A 23,459-nucleotide genomic window follows, 5' to 3' on the forward strand; every position below is an offset into this window, starting at 1 on the left:
GTGACGACCGCGTTGCGGCTGTTGTCCGAGTTGCCCGCGCCGATTCAGGCTGTTGTCTTCGGTGCCGAGGTCCCTCGGATGGATACCGATGCCGGTAGACGGGTCAGTGCCGCGTGGCAACGGGCGAGTGAGGAACTCGCGCAGATCGGACAGCGGCTCGACGCGGAGATCGCGGCCTTGCCAGAAGCGGTGCGCGACAGCCTCGGTGATCAGATCGTCGCCGCCGCGAAGCCGCTGAACACGGCGGTCGCTCGCTCGGGTCAGTTCTGCAAGACGATGGCGAGCCACACCGACCGCAGCGCCGCCGATACCGACAAAGAGGTGTACACCATGTACGCCTTCGGGGCGATGACGGTGTATCAGCTCCTCGTGGCGGGCGGCTGGCATCCGATCCGGGCGTTGCAGGTGCTCTCGGAGGCGAGAGCCGAACATCTGGCTCGGTTCGCGGCGTTCGTCGCCGAGCGCGCGGGCGCCGGTGCCGCCGCCGCGGCCGAGCGAGTCGGTTTGCTGGTCGTGCACGCGGGCGGGTTCGCGGCGCTGACCGCCGGTGTCGATTTCGGCGTCCAGGTCGGCCAAATGCTGGGGATCCTGAGTGGGGATCGCGACAGCATCGATGGGAAGTCGGTCCTGACGGCCGCGGTCGCCGGTGCCGGTGCCGGGCTCGGTGGAGCGCTCGGCGGCCATCTGGCCCAGGCGGTCGTTCCGCACGCCACCCCGGTCATGCTCGGGCGCGCGGTGGTCGCCGCGACCGCGGGCATCTCGGGTGTGGTCGGCGGTGCCGCCGCGGCCGCCGCGGTGACCGGTCAGTTCGAACTGTCGTTGTCGGCGCTGGCCAGCGGGGGTGCCGTTGGTATGGCGGCGGCGCATGCGCAGGCCCGGATACATAAAAACTTGGCATCACCGGTTCCGGCCGGGGTCGAGGGGCTGGTGCCCGGTGGCGATGGGGTGGTTCGGCCCGAGCGGCCGGGTGTTCCGCCAGGGGAACGGGGTCCGGCGGACACCGCAAACACCGCGGGTGCCGATACTCCGGTCGGCGAGATCGTCGGGGAGCACGCGGCACCTGACTCTGTGGTCGCGAGTGATCCGGATGCGGCGCTGTATCAGCACTTGAACGAGCTGCGGAACCAGGAGTTGGCGGAAACTCGGGCGGCATCCGGCGATGCGTCCGCGACCGAAGCCCCGCAGGGTGCGCAACATCCCGAAGCGGATGACGGCCCAAATGGTATGCGGCACAACGAAGGACCTTCCAACGACCCGGCCGCGCACAGTGTCGACGCGGCCGAGTTGGAGCGGCGGGTGTCGGCGCGCGATGCGGCGCGCGCCGACCTGGCGGCATCACTGGGCGTGCCCCCGGAAGAGGTGCGGCGATGGGGGCGGCGTGTGATGGAACAGGCCATCGCCAGGTCCGACGCGTTGTTGGGCGCGGCGGTAGACCGGATGGATGATCCGGTGGTCCGGGACAGAGCGTTGGAGGATGTGCGGCCGCGACTGGTGGATTGGGCCAGGAAAATCGCCGCGGACAACCGCGATGTGGCCTCGGTGCAGCGGTGGCTGGCGGATGCCGGGCCGGTGGGAGAACCGACAGACGTCGCTGGCGGGACCGGGTCGGCGGTGCGGCGGGTCGCCGAGGCGGCGGGGGCGGCACCGGTTATCCGGATGCTGGACCACTTGGAACAGTACAAGGTGGCGGATGCGCAGGTCGATGCGGCGGATGGAGGTGCGGCGGATGGGACTTGGAACCCTGAACATCCGCGGTATGAGCCGGTTGAATCCGAGCCGGTGGCGGATGTGGTCGGGAACGCGCACCGGTCCACTGCTACGTCAGCCGATACCGGACGCGAAGCAGTGGTGGTCGGCGAACCTTCCGGACCGGCAGAGCCCGGTCGTGGCCGTGCCGCTGCCGACGACGCGCTATCTGGTGTTGATCGAGAAGCTGCGTTGGAGGCGGCGATTCGTGATCATGGTGCTGCGGAGGGGAAAGCGGCCGTGGCGAAGGCACGGGCGGCGGATTTCAAAGTGCTGCAGCGGGAGTCGGCGCGGGCTGGGTCGGGGTTGGCCAAATGGCTGCGGTTGTCGGATACCGAATTTTATTCGATGACACCGTCGCGGTTGCGTGCGGCCGTCGAAGCCTGGGTCGAGCAAGCGGAGCGGTCGCCGCAGTGGGCAGAGCAGGCGCGGGCGCATGCGGGTGGGTTGATCGGCGACGAGGTGCGTCGGGGCGTTGTCGCCGATAAGCAGAGCGGCCGTTACCTGATGCCGGGTGAGTCGTTGCGTCCGTCCGAGGTGATGGCCGGGGATCTGCGGGGGAGGTTGCGGGAGTGGATCGGTGCGGATGCGGCGGTTTTGGAGCAGTGGACGGATGTGCACGCGACCTCCGATCGGATGATGAAGTCTCCGGAGTTGATGTTGCGGCTCGGAGCCGAGGAGGGCAACGCGAATTCGGCGGTGGCGCTCGATGATGCGCGCGTGCTGCATGAGCGGGAATTGGCCGAGACACTGGCTGGTGACGAGACCGCGTTGACGCCGGCGGCAAAGGACGCGCTCGTGGCCGCTGGGTTGCGGCCGCTGGAATCGGCCGCCCTGGAGCATGCGCGCGTGCTGCGTGAGCAGGAATTGGCCGAGACGCCAGATCGTGACGGGACGGCGCTGACACCGGCGGCGAGGGACGCGCTCGCGGCCGCTGGGTTGCGGCCTTCGGCCTCCCCCGAACCGGTTGGTGTGGTATCCGGTGCCGATCGCGATGCCCTGCTGGAGGGGGCGATTCGTGAGTACGGTGCCAGGGCGGGTGCGGACGCGGCACGGGCACTCGTGCCTATCGGCGGACCCGATGATGCCTCGATGTCTGCTCGATCGGCCGACTCCGCGGCTCCACCCGGTTCGAAAAGCGATGGTACGGGCCCATATTCGGCTCCGCTATCCCCGCCCTCCCAGCCTGCGGAGACAGCGGGTAAAGGTGTACCCGGGGTAGCGGTACTGGAGCGAGACGGTGTCGGTGTCCAGTCGCAGAATCCGGTACGAGAGGCGGCACTGGACCGCGCTCGGGGGTTGCGTGACCAGGAATTGGCCGAGACCGAGCAAGCGCGTCGAGACAGCGCGGCCGCCCAATCGCCGCCGTCCGACGAGCCCCGAAGCGCCGACTCGGCCGCGGCTACCGGTGGTGATCCAGCTGCGTCGCGGACCGCGCACGAGATCTCTGCGCCGCCGCCCGGCGAGCCCGGGGGCACCAGATCGTCCGCAGCTCCCCGTGCTGATCCAACCGCGTCGCATCCCTCGCAGGAGACGTCCACGCGGGAGGCCCCGCAGGAGACATCCGCGCCGCGATCGGCTCCCGATGGCAGGGCACAATCTCTGGTGCCCGGTGCCGCGATGCTCGGATCGGTATCGTCCGCCGTGAACGGCGTCGACACGACTGATGATGCGCCACAAGGAGTTTCGAGCGTACAGTCCACCGGAGTGGAATTGCCGGAGGCGACTGCGACCGCTCCCGATCCACAGCAACTCGCACGCCAGCACGCCGATGCTGCCGCGCGGGCGGCGGAGCTACTGCAGGTCGCCCCGCAGGAGTTGAGGTGGTGGGGGCGGCAGGCGCTCGAGCGGGTGATCGACAGGTTCGAGAGCTGGTCCCGATCGCTGGGTGAGCTCGGGTGGTCGCAGCTGGATCCCGTTGTGCGGACGGGGTTGTTGGCGAATCTCGGCGAGATGTTCGGGCGGCAACTGCGCAATGTCGCGGAGGCGAACCGCGAAGCGGCGGGGGGACTGCAGTGGCCGCGGGATGCCGGACTGGAACCGGACGGCACGGCGCCATCAGGGCAACGGACGACGGAATTGCAGCGCTTGGCCGCGCAGGACGGGCCCGCGTCGGCTGTGCACCGCCTGGTCGAGATACTCGCCGGATATCTGAGGATCGACGCCGAACTCGCCGCGCTGCCGCCGATTCCGAAGGACACCGATCTGTCGTCCGCGACAGACGTCTCTCGCCCGGATGTCTCGCCCGGACCAGTCAGCAGACCTCGACAGTCATTGGGCGAGTCGTGGTGGTTCTCATCGCCGTTGCGCCCGGAGTGGATCCGGTTGGGTCTGCGCCGCGGCGAACTTTCTCGGGAACTGGCCCGCGAACACGGTATCGAGATCGATCACTGGGCACTGGCACCGCGGTCGCCGGAATTCGCGCGGCTGAACGACGAACTTGCCACGGCGACAGCGGAACTGGCGCGGCTGCTCGGAGTGGAGCCGGACGAACTGAGCACCCAGCGGATCGAGCGGGTCCTCGCGGAGGCCACATCAGGGGAGACACCGTCGGCTGGGACTGGAGCGGACCCAGGTCATGCGGACCGCGTGATCGATGTCGCGCGGCTGTGCCTGCTCTTGGCGGCACTGTCCGAGACCGCGGTGGGGTTCAACCGAGTGTTCGCCGAGGCAACAGCCATCGCCGCGGTCCGCGGCGACTCGGGCCAGAACTGGTTGAGCAGACTGGTTCAGATGGGGCCAGAGGGGCTGAGCAAGCGATGGGAGGCGCTGCAGTCCATCCCGACGGGCCGTGCCCGGGTACCGGGTATATCGAGCCGCTACGCGGTCGACCGGCGGTCAGGGGCTGCGCCGAAGCCCGCTTCTCCCGAGTTCCCTACGAGGCCAACGGTATCCGCTCCACCTAGGCGAGATATTGGGGTACCGCTGCACAGTCTGCCGGTGGGAATGTGGCGGCAACTCGGCACCGGGGCCCCGGCGACCCGACCGAACTCGGACCGGCCGCTGCTGCCGGTCGCCGGGGCCGATGCGCCCCTGGAGGGAAACAGCGAATTCCGTCCGTCCACCCCGCCCAGTGCGCCGACGCCGATCGACTGTGCGCATCTGGTCGCGGGTTATGCCGCCGAGGAGACCGAAAGTGTCACGCTCGCACAGAATCTCGCGGCCGCGCCGTTGCCCCCCGATCCTCAGCTCGGCGGTGTCTCCCCCGAACGACTGCCCCCCGTACTGCTCAACAAGCCGTGGGAACCCGTGGAGACCTGGGAGCAATTGGCGGACCTGTTGCGCGAAATGGCACCGGGGGCCGCCGCCTACGTCGTCACCGAGAGTGATCGTGCCCGCGCGATGTCGGGCCAGGGCCATGCCCGTTTGCTGTTCCACGACAAGGCCCAACCGGGCGTCATCAAATGGCGCGACCCGCTGGTCGACAACGGTGCCAAGCAACTGTTCGAACCGGGCAAACTGCCGAATAACCTGCATATATACGCGATTGTCATCAAATTCAGGGAGGGCGACGCGCAACTGCGGCCGAGCACCAGCACACCGTGGACGGGGATCGCGCTCGCTCCACTGCGCGCGCCAATGCTCCAGGTCGCGGGTACCGACGAAGTCGATGCGACAGGACTGGACGACAACGAGTCGCCACCGAACCCAACGAGCCCGGCGCAAATCGGCGACCGTCCACATGAGCCCCTCACGGCGCACGAGCCGGAGCGGTTGACGCTCGATGCCCGTGTGATGCGACCCGAATCCGGAACACCGGATACGGGTCCGGTTTGGACTCCGGACCACGATGGCGCGTCCGTCGTCGCCAGCACGCCGACTCGGGCACACGAGCCAACCGTCTCAGAGGCCTCCAGTGAGTCGGTCGATCCGTCGACTCCGCACGACCCCGAGCGTGCACCGACCGACGGTGAGTCGACCGGGGGTCGCGGCGAGGAGCGGTCACCGGAACCGGGATCGGCGTACCAGCGTTACTGGCGACGGACCGTAAAGCACCACGGCGACCAAGTCAGATGGCTGACGGCGACGCGCGGGACACCGCTGTCGGAGGCTCTGCGCCCAGGCTCGCCGATGCTGCTGGACTGGGCGATCCGCCACGTCCGCGATCGGGACAGGCTGGCCGAGTTGCTGCACGTGCGGCCCGACGAGCTGGTTGCCGATCCGCGCTTGCGGCAGATGTGGGCGCAGTTGAACGAGCACCGGATGCCGCGCCACCCGACCGAGCCGGACATCGCCGAACACGGCGTGCACGTCGACGACGAGGCGGTGTGGACCAGCGCCGCCCACGAGGACCCGCGCACCGAACTGGACACTGCCGCAAGCCGATTCGCGCAGAGCTACCGAATTCTGGACAGCGCCGACCGCATCGCCGTACTCGCCTGGCGTCTCGACTGCCTCGAACAGCTGGCGAGCCGACTGCGTGCCGACGAATCACACGTCCCTCCAGGCGACGGCTCGGACGCGACGCGGAATTGGCGGGCGCTGGCCGATCGTCTGGATTCACTGACCGCCGAGATGATGGACCGCGAAGGCGCTATCGACACCGGCGCCGCGGCGGCCGACCACCACGACACCCGGCTGGCCTCCCTCATCGACCAAGTGGACGGCGAACTGGCCGAGGCCTTCGGCGCGGCCCCCGGCTCGCTGACGGCAGACGTTCCACTGCGGGTGGGCCGCGCGTCCGCCCTGCTGCACGCCGACATCATGGCGGGCGGGTTCGTCGGCCCCGACTGGGCCGGCGCCATCGAAACTCTGGACCGAGAGCTGTCCGATGCCCGGCTGAACCAGCTGACCCACCAGGCGGAATTCGCCGCGAGGTCCGCCGCGCATCTCGACCTGTATCCGGCCGACGCAGAGCTGCTCGCACCCGGCGCCGATCTGCCGGAGCGCCTGCGAACGGCAGCCGATGCCGCGCGGGGAGACCGGGCCGAGCGCGTCGTGGAGCTCGCCGATTCGGCTGCCGACTGCCGTTTCTGGCAGCGCAGGTTCCGCGACCTCGGTCGGCGAGCGTGGCATATCGATGGGTTGGCCGCCGAATACCGTTCGGGCGCAAGTGACAATGTCATCCGCTGGCTCACCGCGGCGTTGGGAACTCCCGAGCAGTTGGCTGGCGACGAGTCGAGCCGAAAGGTAACCGCGGACGCGCTGCGGCGCTTGTCGGGCACCAGCGACAGCGAGGCGGGGCCGGGCAGCGAGGAGTGGGCAGCCGAGCGGTTGTCGGTGCCGGGCGAGACCGCCTACCGCGCCGGGATCGACACCGACCAAGCGGTTGGCCTCGTCCGGCAGCGGATCGAGCAGGTGCACCAGTGGTGGGCGGGTCTGACCGACGAGGTGATGCCGACCGATCCGCCGGATCCCCAGGCGGCCGAATTTGCTGCGCGGCTCACGTACACCTGGTTACAGGCCACGATGGTATGGCAGCACTGCGGCCTGTTCGGCGGAATACCCGGTATACCGACGGCGGCGCGCCGACAGGCGAACGCGTGGGCGGCTCGGTCGTTGACGTCGGGTCCGGTGGGCCGCCTGATCGCCGCGTTGTCGATCGCCCCCCCGGCCGGTCTGCCCACTCCCGTCCAGACGCTGCGCCATGCCGACTTCTCCACCGGCGAAATCGAATTCGTTCTCGGCGAGGATCCCGAGTGGGCGGACAAGGTCGTGTACCTGGTGCTCGACCGCGACGCCGACCCGGTATCGGAATACTTCGCCACCGCCGCGAAGCTGGCCGAGCACATCCGGCAGCTCACCCCGGACCTGCGGGTCTCCGTCGTGGCCTGGCGGCGCGGACCCTCCGGTGATTCCGAAGAGTCCCAGCGAATTCGCGGCCAGTTGCTGCGTCAGCAGATCCTGGCGGACAATCACTATCGTCACCTGGTCAACCCGGCCGCGCCGGACATTACCGTCGTGGCCGCGGACACCGGCTGTCTCGCCGTAACCGGCACCGGCCTGTCGATGGCGGACGGGCTGCACACCGTGGTGATGGCCGACCCGAGCCCCGGCACCGACGTGGCCTCGGCGTCGAATGCCGGTGCGGCCGTGCGCGTTCTCTCGTCCCAGGACGGCGACTGGCTCCCGGCCAGTGCGGTGGCCACGTTGTTCAGGGGCGAGTCGCCGGGTGAATCTCGCGCCCAGGCGCGCGAGCGAGGGGTGGTCAACAGCACCGTTGCCAGCTATCTCCAGCATCCGGACTGGGAGGCATCCGACTGGGCGCGACTGCCCGAGTTGATCGGTGACGTCGACGGCATGCCCGCGAATCTGCGATCCATGGTCAACGACGGGAAAATCCTGCGCGCCATGGTATCCGGAGGTGAGGGTTCGCCCGCGGACGTGCTCGGTGCCGCCCTGTTGATGTCCAGGGCATGGGTCGCCGAGCACGATATCGTGCCGCCGGAAACATTGTCGGCCGAGGTGTCTCTGGACCGCGCCGATGTGACGTTATCCTTCGGTGAGCTCGGCCAGCAGCTGCCGCTCCCCGGGGCACTCGTCGATCTGTTGCCGCCCGGCCGACCGGTCGATAAGGTGCTGACCTACGTATTCGAGGCCACCGACGACCCGGCGATGTTCAGCGCGCAAGCGGTGGCCGCCGCGGCCCGATTCGCCTGGGCGCAGCGTCGTTACGGCAGCTACCAAGTCGCGTTGCTGGCCCACCTCCGATTCCGGCGCAGCGGTGCGGACCACGACGCACAAGCGGACGCGACCCTGGCCCGGCGACTTGTACGCCGCTTGGACGCCCTGCAAGGGACGCGGAAATCGCCCGCCACACTGTGGGTGGAGGGAAGTGAGCGCGTTCGCCCGATCGTCGAGGAGATGATCCGCGCTGACGCGGATGCGCCGACCGCGGAGGCGGCGGTCGCGGCCGCGCACGACGATCCCCGACACGTTTCCGGTGACCCCAACATTCTCGTTGTCGATCAGCTGCCCGAGCTGTGGCAGTGGGAACTCCACTACCGTACGGCGGCCGAACGACTCGCCCGGGAACTCGCCGACGCGACACCCGGCGCGCGGAGAAACGCGCTCCGGCAGCGCCGCGACCACCTGACCGACCTGGCGAGCGGAATCACCGCGGCGGTGACCCGGTATACCGAGGTGTACGAATCGCACGAAGCCGCGAAATCGGGCACTCCGGCCGAATTGCTTTCCGCCGCCGTCGATCTGAGCGACTTCGAGCGTCACAACGAGGCTGTTGCCGCATTGTTGTCGGCGAATCGACGGCACTACAATTTGGCCGACAAGATATCGATGCTGTACAGCGCACACACCACCTTGGCAGCGCTGGAGTCTTTTCACGATGATCGGCTGAACAGCAATCCGCCGCTACTGTTGGACTGTTCGGATCCTGATATCCACGCTATGGCGGTTGCGCCGAATCCGGACCGTGACGACTGGCTTCTGCCGGAGCCGGAACGACTCGAGCGGGTATTCGGTCCGCCGGACGCAACCGGTATCTTCAGCCTCGGTTTCGGCCTCGCAGAGGACTTGGCCCATGGCCACGTGGACCGCATGCGATGGCTGCGCATGCGGCAGTTCCTTGCCGAACATCGTCGCGCCGGACACGATTTCGGCGAAGACGAGTTACTCGACCACATCGAAGACCATCATGTCGCGCTCAGGGAACGGCGGACGGTTCTCCGGGAGCATTTCGGCTACACCACCGCGCACCGACCCGACGGTCCCGAAGGCTTGATCGACAGCGGGTTATCGGACGGTTCGGCCGACGACACCGGCCGCGATCCGATAGCCGAGTACTTCGCACCACAAATCGTCCGGCGCTACGACAACGACTACGGCCTGGCACCCTTGGTCGGCAAGGACGGCCGACCGCTCGCGCGGGAGGGCATTTTCGCCTCGGTCGACAAAGACGGCCTCCTCCGTATGCAGGTGAAGGCGAGCGAACGCACACCCCGTGGGTTCGCGATGGTCGCGCAGATGGCGGCCGAGATCGGTCATCTCGTCACCGGGATCCAGGATTTCTGGACCGACACCTACGACGGTCTGACCACCAATATCGACAGGTTCAACGCCTTGCTCCGCGAGAATCCGGATCTGTCGCCGGAGGAAGCGGCCGGCCGCACCTTCACCGGGCGTATGGCGGCCCGCCGCGGGTTCACGCACATTCGCTGCGACCACCTCGACGGCGTCCGGGGTCAATACCACAACGTCATCGTGACATTCAGCCGACCCGAAACCGCGGATGAGCCCGGGCATCTCGGCCCACGGACTCCTGAGCCCTCCGAGTCGGCCGCGGCACCGACCCATCGAACTGACGAGCCACAATCCCGTCCTCCGGGGTACGTGGCAGGGATAATCGCGCGTGAGAGTCACCCGTCGCCTCGCGGGGTGCCTTCGAGTATCGGAGACTCGGCGCCGCTGGCCTGGGCTGATGTCGATCCGGTTCGAATCGCCGAAGAGTTGATGGCGAAGTGGGATCGCTTGGAAAAGGTCGTCGGGTTCGACTATCCGGGGGTTGATCCGGAGGCGGTGCGCGAGATCGCTCGGGCGATAGACGACCTGTATACGAAATACCCGTATATCAATATCCGGGAAGTGCGCATAGTCGAGCCGAGTGGATGGAAGGACAAGAAAGCTTCCGGGTTTACGGATAATAAAGCGTCCGGGCATACGGAAAATACTGTTTATGCTGATGGCGAACTCGGCAGCATAATACTGGTCAATGTGCACCGCCTCCTCGATCCGGAAGGCTATTACGAGCAGTCTCGAGAATATGTTCGGATCGGATTCCATGGTCCCGGTGCCGAGCATCGACCGTTCTACCGCTTGATCAAGCATGAGGGCGGCCACGCGCTGGAACGGGTCAGACCGTACTGCCATATGATCGTGGCGGATCTGCTCGATTCCTACCTCGATCACAGTGACCGAAAACTCTCATTCAGCGAGTGGACCGGCGACGGTCCGGAGAAGCTGTCCGGATACAGCCATAAGTCCGACGGCCAGAACGAGAAAAGAACCGTGCAGCCCTTCGAGGCCGGTCCGGAAGGGTTCTGGGCAGGCGACGCGCGCCCCTTGAATCCATACAGCCCCACCGGCACGGTGTATCGGCGGTCCGCTGGCCAGGAACCGATGCGCTACCAGCCGCTGGGGTTCGAAAGGGATATGCTGCGCGCCTATTGGCCGAAGCCATCGCCGGGTGTTTCCGTGCGGGAAATATTCATTGATGTCGGCGTGGCCAGGGTGCGGGTGGTGGCAGAACAGGCCGGACCTGACGAAGCCTGGAGAATCGCACCGGCGAATGGCGTTTTACCGGAACACGATGTACTGGCGAAAGCGTTGTCCGAATTGCGGGCGGCGTCCCCGCAGGAGTTGAGCGCCGAGATCGCGCGGAGTCTGGGGGGCGACGGTATGAAGGCCGACGGGCCGCGCACCGGAGCCCGGCCGTCGGGAGGCACCACGCCGTGGTCGCGGCATCCGGGCAGCGCATCGCAGCAGGTGGTGGGTCGCGGCGGCGAGACGGCCGATCCGGCAGTACCTGCAGCGGGGGGTGCCGAGGAATCACCCGACCCATCGCAGGACAATGATGGCCGCGCGGTTGACGGGGACCTGGGAAGGGCGCTGAGTGCCGCGGTCGCGCGGTGCGAAAGGTTGGCCGGCGAGCTGGATCGTCTGGCCGCCCTGTGCGGAGCCAACGCCACCCGCATGCGGCTCGGTTCGGCGTACCTGGCGCGATGGTCCGGCGCGTTCGAGTCGAAGGCTCGGGAGCTGGCCGACCTGTTGGCGAACGCGCGACCCGACCACCCGGATCAGGCGCGGCTACCGGAGATCCTCACTCGACTCGGTGACGGACGGCAGCGAGTCCTGCGTGTCATCGAGCATTTCCAGCAGGGGCTGCGCGCCGTGGACCACCGGTACTGGCAGCGGTTCACGCGGCAGGCGGCGGGCGGCGAGCTCTCCGCTCTCCTCGAGTGGCTGAAGCGCGGAATCCTCGATGTCGACCAGCCGTTGAACCTGTCCGGCATCATCTGGCTGCCGGAACTGGGCTTCGAGCAGGCAACCGAACGGGTCGAGATTTCGGACCCGGCGGCAGAATGGCGGGTTCTCGGCGAGGCGATCGGCCAATCCTCCGTCGTCGGGCGCCTGATCGAAATAGTGACCGACTATCTCGATCTCGCTCGCCTGGTCGAAAGTGCGGGCGAGCTCGACGAGGAAAGGTCGCTGGTCGCTCGGTTCCGTGCCACAGCGGACGAACTCGAGACAGTTCGAGCACCCGCCCCTGAACGTACTGGACTGCGCCAGGAAGTGGATTTGGTGTCGCGGCAGCTCGATACGCTGGTGCGTGTACGCGCCCTGCGTGACAAATGGCTGGAACTGTGTGCCGAGGATCGCTCGGATCCGAGTTTCTCGATCGCCGGCTTGCGCCGGGAATTCGAGAAACTGACCGCAACTCTGCGTACGGATCTGCGGGCAGCGGACATCCTCCCCCTGGGGGCCGAACTCACCGTCGGCGTACTGCGGCGCGCCGAAACCCAGGCAGGATCCGACCAGCGACAACCGCCGATAGGCACCAGGGCCAGCGGGAAGCTTGCCGAAATTCCACAGCTGGGCAGCCGCGCCACGCGGTATCGGAGGCTCACCCATCTGCTGGGCTATGTCGCCGAATGTGAGCGCTTGGAGGACATTCTCGACACCGAGTTCGAGCGACTTCGTGGTGTTCGCGAGTACCTGACCGCCCAGCTCGGGCACGAGGGCTCGTACCGTCGCTCCAGCTGGGTACCGCTGGACGATCCGCGGGTGTTCGAGCAGTCCGGGCAGGTCGATGCGTCACTGCGCGGGTGGGGGGAATGGATCGCCGAGGCTGCAGGCGTACGACGGCGCGTCTTAGACGAGGTCAGGCGGCGAGCCCATCGGCTCGGGCTGCCGAACGCGGACGAGTCGAGTCCGCGGGAGCTTGCTCGGTCCTTGGACGAGCTCATCGATTGGGCGCTTTCCTTCCAAGACAATCTGCCGCACCCGCCGGGGATGGACGCCGAGCTAGCCGAGGCCGCTCATCTCGCGTCCTCCGGTGAGATCGTCCGCGACTATCTCGCGCTGTACGAGTATGCGCACGTTCGGGAGCGCAGCGCTCGGGCCGCGGCCGCCGCGGCCGCAGCACGAGATGTGCTCGCACAGAATGTGATCAGCGCACGGGGTGGGCGGTGGCTGGCGTCGCAGGTAGCGGTCGTCGAAAGCGGTGCCGAGGCGCCCGAGGTATTCGTCGCCGGATCCGTTGCGGGGTTGGATCACGCGATGGACGCGGTCGCACCCGAGGTGCGCGCCGAGCTATCGGAGCGCGGCGCCCGGTACCACTACTGCGAGGTGACAGTCGACGAGAACGGCAGGGTGTCGCTTCGCGACGTTCGACCCATCGCTGAACCCGTCGCGGCGGCCGATCAGCCCGATCCCGACCCGCTGGCCGCCTCGCCGGCTAATCCGGCCCGGCCGGTCGCGTCGCCGACTGATCCTGATCCGGTGGTCGCGTCACCGACTGGCCCGCCGGTCGCGTCGCCATCCGAATCCGCATCGCCGCCCGATCCCGCTCAGGCGGCCGTTGACGAGGGACGTGACGCGGTATGGGACGCGGCACGCAGCACAATCGAGGACCAGCTCAATTCGTGGCAGAGCGAGGGCCGCACCGGCGAGCGACTTACCGACTATGTCGCGTTTCTCCCGTCGGGCAGTGGCGGAACATTGGTCGTCGCGGCACCGCAAGGCATGCACCGGCGGATGATGCTCGACGTGGTGACGACCGATTCGAGATTCGTCGACGCGGGCTGGCACCCGCGATTCGACAGGCAATACCGACGGGTGGCACCAGGTCCGGATGGCCCCGTCGTGACGAAGATTTCCGCGGGCACCGCGGAGGGGGAGTACCGTGCGGCGACGGATGCCGAGGTCGAGGGCATTCTGCTCGACGAGTACTTGCGTTTTCGGCAGCTCGGCCTGGTCGCCGGGACGTTCGGCGACTGGATCGGCTTTTTGGGCAAAGATTGCCTCTACAGCAAGAAAGATGTCCGAAAGGCAGCTGCCGGAACCGAAGTCGTCGCTGGCCGACTCAAGCGAGATGGCACGGTGCAGGCGTTCGCCTACATGGCGGCCGAGGCGCAGTCCTCGGTGGATATGGATCTGCCGCATCCCACGGCCGTGCTGATCAGGATCGCCACCCGGAAGTTCGCGCTGCCGGTCGCGGCCGATCAGGGTGCCGACCGGTCCTGGCGCGCCGTCCTTCGCGCCGATATCGAACTCGGCGTCCTGAACGCTGTGGTCGATATCGAGGTCGACGGCCTGAATTGGCGGGTCGCGCCACCACGCGGGCACGGCGACGCAGGCGACACCCTGAATCGTCGGTTCCAGGGCCTGTCGTCCAAAACGGCGGAAGGACTGCTCTACCGGATCACGGAGGCGGTATCTCCGATACGTGCGGAGGGCACGCGCTTCTACCGCTTGCGCGAGTCTTGGCAACTGCTCGCGACGGATGGTCATCAGCACATCACGGTCGACGTCAGCCTTGGTGATGATGACTGGCTGGCACGGCAAGTATCGGACGCCGGAGGCGGCGCAGTGCTGGATCCTGTCCGGGACCCCGACCTGCGGTCGCTGGTTCGGCGGGTGGCCGAGAAGCTTCGCGAAACGAAGCTGGATTCGGTCGACCGCGCGCCCCGGAAACTCGACGTTCGGCTGTCACCGGATGAGGTTCGCCGATACGAGGACTTGGTCCGCGCCGCCGCCGAGGCAGCCGAACAGCTCGAGGCATGGACTGCGGCACGCGATGCGCTCGCGAGTCGACTCGGGGTGTCGGAGCGGGATGAGCAAGCAAGTCGGTCGGTGTCAGAGGTGCTGTGGGAGAGGGTGACCCGCGATAGGGACGTGCTGACCGATGAACTGCGCGTCGACCCGTTGGAGTTGGCGTCGATCCCGATCTCGGACGCTGGGCTCGCCGCTCGCCGGGCGAAGATCCTGCGCCGCGAATCCGATATCCAGGAGTATGTCGACCTGCGCGAGCGGCTGGCCGGATTGTCCGATGCCGTATCGCACAGCGAGCGGCAGCGTGACGACTTCTTGACCAGCCGGGTCATCGCGGCGGAATTGCGCGGCCGCGGCCATGGACAGGCGTTGGACGACCGCATCGGGTACATACCGGACGCCGCGGGCGGTCTGCTGGTGGTCGCCGCGCCGCCCGGCCGGCATATGGCGAGTCTGCTGGCACTGGCGGTGGAGCGTCCGAGGTTCGCCGACGCACTGTGGCGCGACGAGCTGGAAAAGCGGTACCTCGCGGTGACACCGGGACCCGACGGTCGAGTCGAGATTCGGACGGTTCCCCCGGCGGAGGCAGAGGGGCCGCGGCGTCGGCAGACGGCGGCCGAGGTTCGTGCCCACCTGCTCGACCACTACTTGACCTGCCGGGAAGCGGGCCTGACGAGTGACGCATTCCGCCAGTGGCTCAGCCGACTCGGCTCGGCGACATTCGATACGCAGACACAAGTCGTCGCGAACGACATGTCGCCTGCATCCACGGTGGCTTATCCGCTCCGTGATCCCGATGATCTGGTGTCGGTGGGCTACCACAAGATGAAAGCCGAGCCGACGCTCGAGTGGTCCCACCCCGCGCACCTTCTCCATCGGCTGTACACGCGGCAGCTGCCACCGCTGCCCGCAACCCATCGCGACCTCCCAGCAGACTCGGAGCGGGTGATGTGGGCGACGAACCTCGGCGCAACCATGGCGCTACTGATACCACTCGAGCAAGATCAAGGGCGGTGGCGGCTGTCGTCGGGCACCGGATCCGAAATCGGTGACGTGCTCGCGCGGCATTTCCCCGACCTGACCGCTGCCACACCGGGCGAATTGGTCGAACGGATCGAGGAATTCTTACAGGAGGGCACGCCGGCTGGTCCCGGTGCACGCTGGCTCGCTTCAGTTCCGAAGACCTGTTTCCTGGTGGCCGCCGAAGCGGCAGAGCAGGGGGCGGGTCCACGGCCTCGGTTCGATATTCCGCCGGAGCGTCTGGATCAGATCCCGCTGGCAGGGGTCGACGGGAAGGATGCGTCCCGGTGGACCCTTGCGAATTGGCACCCAGGCGGATTCCCGGATGCGGCGGCGATCATCGCGCATGCGCGACGGTCCGGCGGAACCGTGATCGGCGCGGCGGATTTCGGGGAGACCGGCGCGTCCGCCTTCACGGTGAAACACGAAGATGGGATGGTCGTAGTCGTAGAGCAGGCCACCCGCGTCGAACCCGGTGGCGTGGTGCACATCTCCGTGCGGACGGTGCGCGGAGACAAGGCGGTGGATGCATGGGCCGCCCATTTGACAAAGTCAGCAGGCATAGGCGCTAAGTTTCACGGTCTGGCTTTCAAATCCGATGGCACACCGGAACTTCCGCTGTCGACCAACGGCGAACCGATCGGCCGCCGTGGCCGGGAAATCCCGGTTCGCCCGATGGGCGATCGTCCACCGGGCCGGGGGCCGCCCGACCCCACGATCGCTGCCGCACAGGCAGATTCGCACATGGCGGTGTGGTCGGGCGAGAGCCTGTTCGTCGGGACCCGACACTTTCCGGCCCCGGAGCTCCCGCAATCGACGGCGCTCGTGGCGCTGCTGGAGGAATGGGTCGCGCGGACCGAGGGGCAGAACCGTGTCGTCCTCGCGGAAGGCCCTGTCGCCGAACCCGGTTCATCGATCGCGGACTGCTTCAGTCGTCCCGACGCCGAAATGGCGGTGCTCGCCTACATCGCACTCGGGTACGGCATCCCCATCGAATCCGCGGACGAGGAGTTGCCCGAACAGCTCGCGGGCTTGCTCGAAAGAAACGAGCCCGAAGCGGTTTTCCTGTACTACGTCCTGCGCGAGATGGCGCAGGTGCTGCGCCTGCCCGCGCACACCGGGCTGGATATCGACGAGTACCTGCGCGATACCATCGACGCCTTCAGTTTCATCCTCACCGGCGTAGACGATCCACACACCGAGTTCCAACAGCTGATGCAGCTGGTGTACCCGGACAAGGGATTCCCTCGTAGCTTCGAGCCATCGGACCTCGAGTGGCTGCGGGCGGAGGCGGTGCGGCGACCCGCCCCCGGTCAGCCGAGAAGTGTTGTCGCGAGCGTGGCCGCGGCCGTCGCCGACCGAGTCGAGGAATACGCCGCGGATCTGGCTGCCCGGCACCGCACGCAAGGCGCGGCGGTCTGCATGGTGTTCGGTATCGATCATTTCGATCCGATACTGGGTGCGCGGGAGATGTCGGATTTCGCCGCCAACGACACCCTCGTCCTGGGCGCGGCGGGAGTCGGCACCCGAGCCGCACCGCGCGGGGTGGTACCAGTGAATCCACGCCGGGAGCAATTGGTCGAAACATACGCCGCCGCACACGGTTTGAGCCGCGCCGACGTGCTGGCACGGATCGCCGACGGTCGGCTGGTGGTCGCCATCGATTCCATTATCGAGCGGGTCCGCACGAATACCCTGGCCACGCCGGACACGATCGGTCAGCGGTATCTCACCGAGGTCGTCGACAGCGAACTCGCGGCACCGTCCGGACGGCATTACACCAGCGCCCAACCGCCCAGCTTCGTCCCTGGGGGGACGCTGCCGCGGTATCTCACCCGTGACGTGCCGGTCCATGCGATGTCCGACGCCGTCGCACCGGTCGACCCGAGCGCGATATTCGTCAGCACCCGCGGCGACGGTCTGCGCCCGGTGTGGCGCGACTGTAGTGCGGGCGGGGCTTACCTCGAGCCGGGCAACGCGCTCTATCGGATGGACGACCGCGGCCAGGAGATCTTCGAAAGCGGTTGTGCCGCACGCGATATCGGCGCTCTCGGTATCAGTTCGCACGTGGGCTCGACCGGCCGTGCGAAACCAGATGGGTTCGTCTCGCTGTCGCGGAGCCCGGAGCATGCCATCGTTCGGGGTCTCCAGCACATCCCCGACGCGACGTGGGTCGCCGAGATGGCGGCCCAGGGCAAGATGCGTCGCGAGCCCGACGGCACCTACGTGTACACGCGCCACATGCTCGAGATCTACCATCCCTACGGCATCGACGTCGACGCCACCCTCCAGGACATTTCCGGTGGCGGCCCGATCTCGAACCTCAGCCACGACGAAGCCGAAATCCTCGCTCCCGGTGGACTTCTCGGTGAGACCGTCTTCCGGTTGTGGCCGCGAGAGGTGTCGTACTCGCCCGACGGCCGGGTGCTCGGCGCACGGGTCGGCGAGCCGATCTACAACCCGCGATTCGCCCATCTCGGAAATCCCGCATTCGCCCGAACATTCCTATCGCACGGCATCGCGGGCAACCATGGCGGTGGTCGGATAGCCGACTGGTTCAGAGTGGTCCGCAAGCGTGCGGGCATGACCCAGGAACAGCTCGCCGACCTCATGGGAACACATCAGAAAGCCGTGAGCAGTGCCGAAAACGGTGCTGCGATAACAATGAGTTACCTAGGGGATTTCGGTGTGGCTCTGGGTATCTCGCGTGATGTGCTGCATTCTGCAGTGCAGCACCTCGGGCCCGAGTTCGCACATTATTTCGGTGATTCGATTCCCGAACCTGAGGACGCGCCGGATCGGCCGATCGCGCAGTGGTACGAAGCGACCCGCCTGCACTATCTTCTCACCCAACAGGACCTCGCCGACCGTATGGGGCGCAGTCTTGCGGCAGTGCGCGCCGCTGAACGCGGCCATGACATAACGGCTGGCTATTTAGCGGACTTCTGTGCGGCGCTGGGTATTCCCGACGAACTTCGGCAAGGCGCGGAGCAGCGCCGGATCCGCCTCACGAGAGTGATCCCGGCACTGGCCGAACGTAAGCCGGTCAGGGATTGGCTCGTGGCTACTCGGCAGGCCCGGGGACTGACGCAATCCGATCTCGCCCAACGTATGGGTCGCGATACACGAACTGTGTCGAAGTTGGAGAAGTCCGGGTATGCCAGCCTTGATTTCTTGCGTAGATGGCGGGATGCGCTCGATGTCCCCCACGACACGATGCGCACAGTCGTGCGGTTGATCCGCAGCCCCGGTGATTCGGAGACGCCGCAGCCGGACGATGGGGCGTTCTGGAAGCTGATCGACACCAAGCCGGGATCGTCGGACGAAGCGGCGATAGCCAACAATCTCTATGAACGGTACGACTGGATCGCGCGGGCCGCGGCATGGAGATATCGGTCGCTGGCGATATCGGTGAACGACGCCGCAATGTCCGTGGACGACGTAGCGCAGATTTTCGCAATGGCAATTATGCGTGCGATCGTCCGGCATGTGCCGTGGGGGGTGCCTTTCGATGCTCATGCCTGGGCGACTTGCCGCGGCGTGGCGCGGTGGATGTACTTCGAGTCGAAGTTCCCGGGTCTGGACCGGAAGAAGCTGAGAAAAGTGATCGCGGTTGCTTCCTATGTCAGCAAGCTGCGCGCACGGACCACGGTGGCTCCTGACAATACGGAGATCGCGCGGGCAGTCGGCTTGTCGCTGGCTGAGGTGGCTGAAGCGTGGGAAATCATCGAGGACCCCTTCAGAGCGGAAACGCTGAACGACGATGGTCGGCAAGCGCAACTGGCAGATCCGACTGCCGATACCGAAGCGCAGGCGGCGTCGAACCTGGGCGTTGAGGAGCTCACGGCGGCTTTGCGAGCCGCTCTGGTGGAGTTGCCCGACCCCGAGATCGCGGTTCAATTGGTCAACTTGCATTTCATTCAGGGCATTTCGGAGCGGGACGCCGCCGCGCGATTGGGGATCGATGCCGCCACTGCGGCCGAGATCATCGCGGAGTCCCGCGCCGCACTCCGAGTCGCGTTCGCCGGAAGAGTCGCGCAGGACATCCACCAATCGGCGAGGCTTCCCGCTTCGTCACATGCCGAACCGGCCGCAACGCGCCACGCCGAGGTCGTGGAGGGGGCGGTGTCGGCACCCGGCGAACGCGTCATGGTCGTGCGGGAGGCGCGCGCCGAGACGCCGGGGCGCGCTCAGTTGCTCGCTTGGCACTTCGCGCCCGCGGAACTGGGGATGAACAGCAACGACCCGGTCCAGATCGCGGGCCGCCGGATATATTCCCTGTGGCAGGCCCACGTTGGCAACCGAGGATTGGGGAAACTCCACAGCCGATCGGACTCGGCGGCCGATGCCGCAGCTCGCCGCAGGGTGCTCTTCGAACTCTATGGATGGGTGTCACACCAGCGCTACCTGCACGCGGTCCGGACTCACGAGCGTTTCCGTGATCCGAGTGAACGCACTATGCACCCGGCCGTTGTACGCAACCGCGCGGGCCGTGATCCTAATACCATCAAACCGGATAAATTCCGCAAGCGGCTCGCGGCTGATCGGCCGAACATAGACATTTTCGGTGCCCGTGGTCGCGAACTCGACGGAGCTCAGTTCAATTCGGAGACCGGACAATGGGAGGGGGGATCGGAAACTCCCTCCTATCACGCATTTTACGTTACCGGCGAACGCATCGGATTGCGGGTTTCCGCACAGTCGCCATACAGCGACGTATTGCGGAATATCGTTGAACTTCCCGGCGGTGCTCGGGTCAACGGCAATATCCTGCTCATCGGCGCGGCGGCGAAGGCAGTCAGCGCGGTCAAACAAATTGCCTCACCGAACCGGGTCGACCCATTCGATCGGAACGCCGAGAAGTTCGTGACAGTCACCGCGGATCCACGTGATCAGCGGCAGATCTTTGACGCCGCTATCGCCGAAATCGCCGCACTGCTCGAACTACGCCCATCCGAACCGTCGGCCGTGATCATCCGGCGTTTCGCCAACGCGGTCTATTTGCTCTACCAAGCGCCACTGATGAAGCGGGGCAGTGACACGACGATCAGAACTTTCGCTGCCATCGTCTACACGTTCGCGTTCGGCACGCCACCGTATATGCCGCATGACGTGGATATCCAGGCATACTCGAGGGGCCAGTGGAACTTCGTCGAATGGTTCGTCGACGCGCTGCGGCCAGCCACCGTATTCCCGGACAGCGATGATGTGCTCATCGACCGGGATGCGCTGCTTGCGGCGGATCGGTCGATGGTCGAACCGGATGAGCTGGACAAGGCTCTCCGCGACGCCCGACGACAACGTGGCGAAGCCGCGAATAAGCCTCGCGCCGCGGCTCTTCGGCTGGGGATGGAACCGTTCGAACCCGACGACGCCTCGCTCGAACCGCTGCGCGCTCGGGTGCAGCGTGCTCGCGAGACCCTGGCCCGCCTGCTCGGGATAGCCGTGTCGGACTTGACGGTTCGCCAGCACCTCGAGGCCCCGATCAACCGACTGCAAAACCATTTGCGCGCGCTCGACGACGCGGGTTGGTCGCGGCTGGTCGGGACCGATCCGGCGGGTCTCGGATCGTGGATCATCGACGCGATGCGCTTGGAAAGCGACGCGCAGATAGCGACCGCCCGTGCCATCGAGGGCGACACCGCTCTTGCCGATTCGCTGCCCGCTCGACGCGCCGCCGAGACCGCACGGCTGGCCGCGCTGATGGGTGTGCCGAAACCACTGGTGCGACCCGCTGTGGACGGCAGCGATCCGCTGGCCGAACTGAAGCGTTCGACTAGGGTCTTCGGCACCGAGACCGCGCGGCTGGCCGACGCGATCGTGGAGTATCTCGAAACCTCCACGGTCGTCCATCACGCCACCACCTGCCTTGAACGGGATCGGTTGATCGATGAACTCGCCGACCGCGGGGCGAACCGATCTCGGTCTCCCGTCCCGAACTCGTTGGAGGACAGGAACAGGCCATCACAACTGGACCCGATCGAGGTCCCGGATATTCCGGCTGGGATGGGGGCCCAGGCAGTCCACTGCTTTGCGGAAAGTATGAAGCGGGTGCGCCATCGAACCGGTCGCGCGGATCTCGGGCATCTGCTGCCGGGGGAGATCGGCAGCCGGGGAGCATATCCGCTGGCGGCACAGCGGGCCGCCGGTAGCGAGTTCCGTGAAGTCGAGTCGTTCGAATGGCTGGAGCGAAAGGTACTGACATTGCCGCCGGGCGCGATTGCTGTGGTCGGGTGGCAATTTGTGGACCCGGTCGACTATCGGATCAGCCTGTCCGACAGCGGTCCGGGATCGCATTTCGTGACGTTGGAACACAGCGAGGAGAAGCCTGGAAGTCTCGTTTACTTCGATCCGTCCGATGGTCGCGAGCACAAGTACGACATCGGGCTACGCCCGGACTCCATGAAGCTGCCGGACGCTCCCGTGGTCGCGGTGCTTTACGACGATGAGGGTGTTGTCCAGGCCCTCCCGGGGGATCCCGCGCTGCCGATGTTTCCTATAGCTGGCACGGGTCCCGATGACCCTACGTCGGGGCGCGGAGACGCCGAGCCGAATGACCGGTGGGCGGCAGCGCGCCGTGCCGACGCCCGAGCCGCGGAGCTGCGGCAGGAATTGGTCGAGCTGCTCCGGCCGCGCGGCATCGATCCCGACGAACTGCTGCGCACCGGATCGGCTGCCTGGGAGAGCTGGTTCACCAGATATCGGCAGGTCCGCGGTGATCTGGCCGGAATGCTCGCCATCGGGCGTGGCCAAGCGGTGGGCGACGAATGGATACATCATGTACTGCGGGAATGGCAGGCGCGGGGTTACCTGACACCCGAGGTCGCTGCCGCTGGTCAGGTATTCGCCGAATACGCCTCCGCCGCAAGGCTTATCGATGAAATCCAGCGTCTGAGCACATGGGCCCGGACGGTCGAGGCGGTCGAAGCCGAGCTGACGCGTCGCGCCGACGAATTGCGTCGGCTGACCGCACGCGTGCACGGTCTGATGCGCGTGGTCGCCGACTTCTGGCCGGTCGGTGCGCTGGTTAGAGTAATCGGCTCGATGCTCGCGGCGGTGGTCGGGCAGGCCGAGGCTCTGCACCGGCTGGCGGCACAGGCTGACGAGATCTATGAACTCGGCACGGCCGCAATGGACTACGAGCGAACCCTGCTGTCGCTCGAGCCCGCGCATGAGCGGATGCTCTCGGCGGCACGGCACTACCTGCCCGCAGCCGCGCATGCGCGACCGGGGATGCTGTTGCTGGGCGTCCGCCTGCGACATCTGCTGGCGGCTGCCCAGGGGGCCGCGACGGCCGCGGGCCACACGGCGGATCTGCATCCGCTGGCGGAGCGAGCTACTGCGGCCGCGGAACTCTACGACACCACATATCTACTTAATGCCGATGCGGCCACCGCGGTCGAGCACCTGACTCGGACGTTGACCGGCATACCGGTGGCGGTGCCCGGGACCCCCGATCAGCTGCGCGGCCTGACCGCCTCCGCATCGTTGGGCGAATATCTGGCCGCTGTGCACGGAACCTCCGATCACCTGCGCCCCCTATCATCGTTGAGCGAGTGCCTGGCCGCTGTGCGCGATGACGTCATGTCCCGACGTCGCAGCATGCTCGTAGCCCTGCTGGACGGGTTGGGCAAAGAATTCGACATCGATATGCCCGCACTCGACGAACAGGGGGCGGGTGCGTACGACCTGATGCGGCTGACGAGACTGCGGTCGGCGCATCCAGACGAACCGGGGCATGCGGGACGGGCGCGGCTGGACACCGCCATCGACCTCGTTCGTGGAATCGTCCGCGCCAACACCCAACTCACCCGTATCGATGCCGTGACTGCCGCGATGGACGAATCCCACCACCAGCGGAATCTGGCACGCGAGCGGGTCGCTCGCCTGACGGCCGATCACCTTCGGAAGTACCCGTTGGATAGACGCAGGGGAGGACTTGGGCCCGATTCGACGTCGCTGCT

Annotated in this window: 1 protein-coding gene (running past one end of the window); it reads left to right on the forward strand. The window is 66.8% G+C overall.

The window, feature by feature from the left end; all coding sequences use genetic code 11:
• Nucleotides 1–23,459 carry the 5' portion of a PfkB family carbohydrate kinase gene (locus tag ACZ60G_RS11440; RefSeq protein WP_465809478.1) on the forward strand. It continues 12,571 nt past the right edge of the window, so the window shows 23,459 of its 36,030 coding nt (coding positions 1–23,459); it begins with the start codon at nt 1–3; its stop codon lies off the right edge, out of view.

It is taken from the genome of Nocardia sp. NPDC102475, assembly GCF_055584605.1.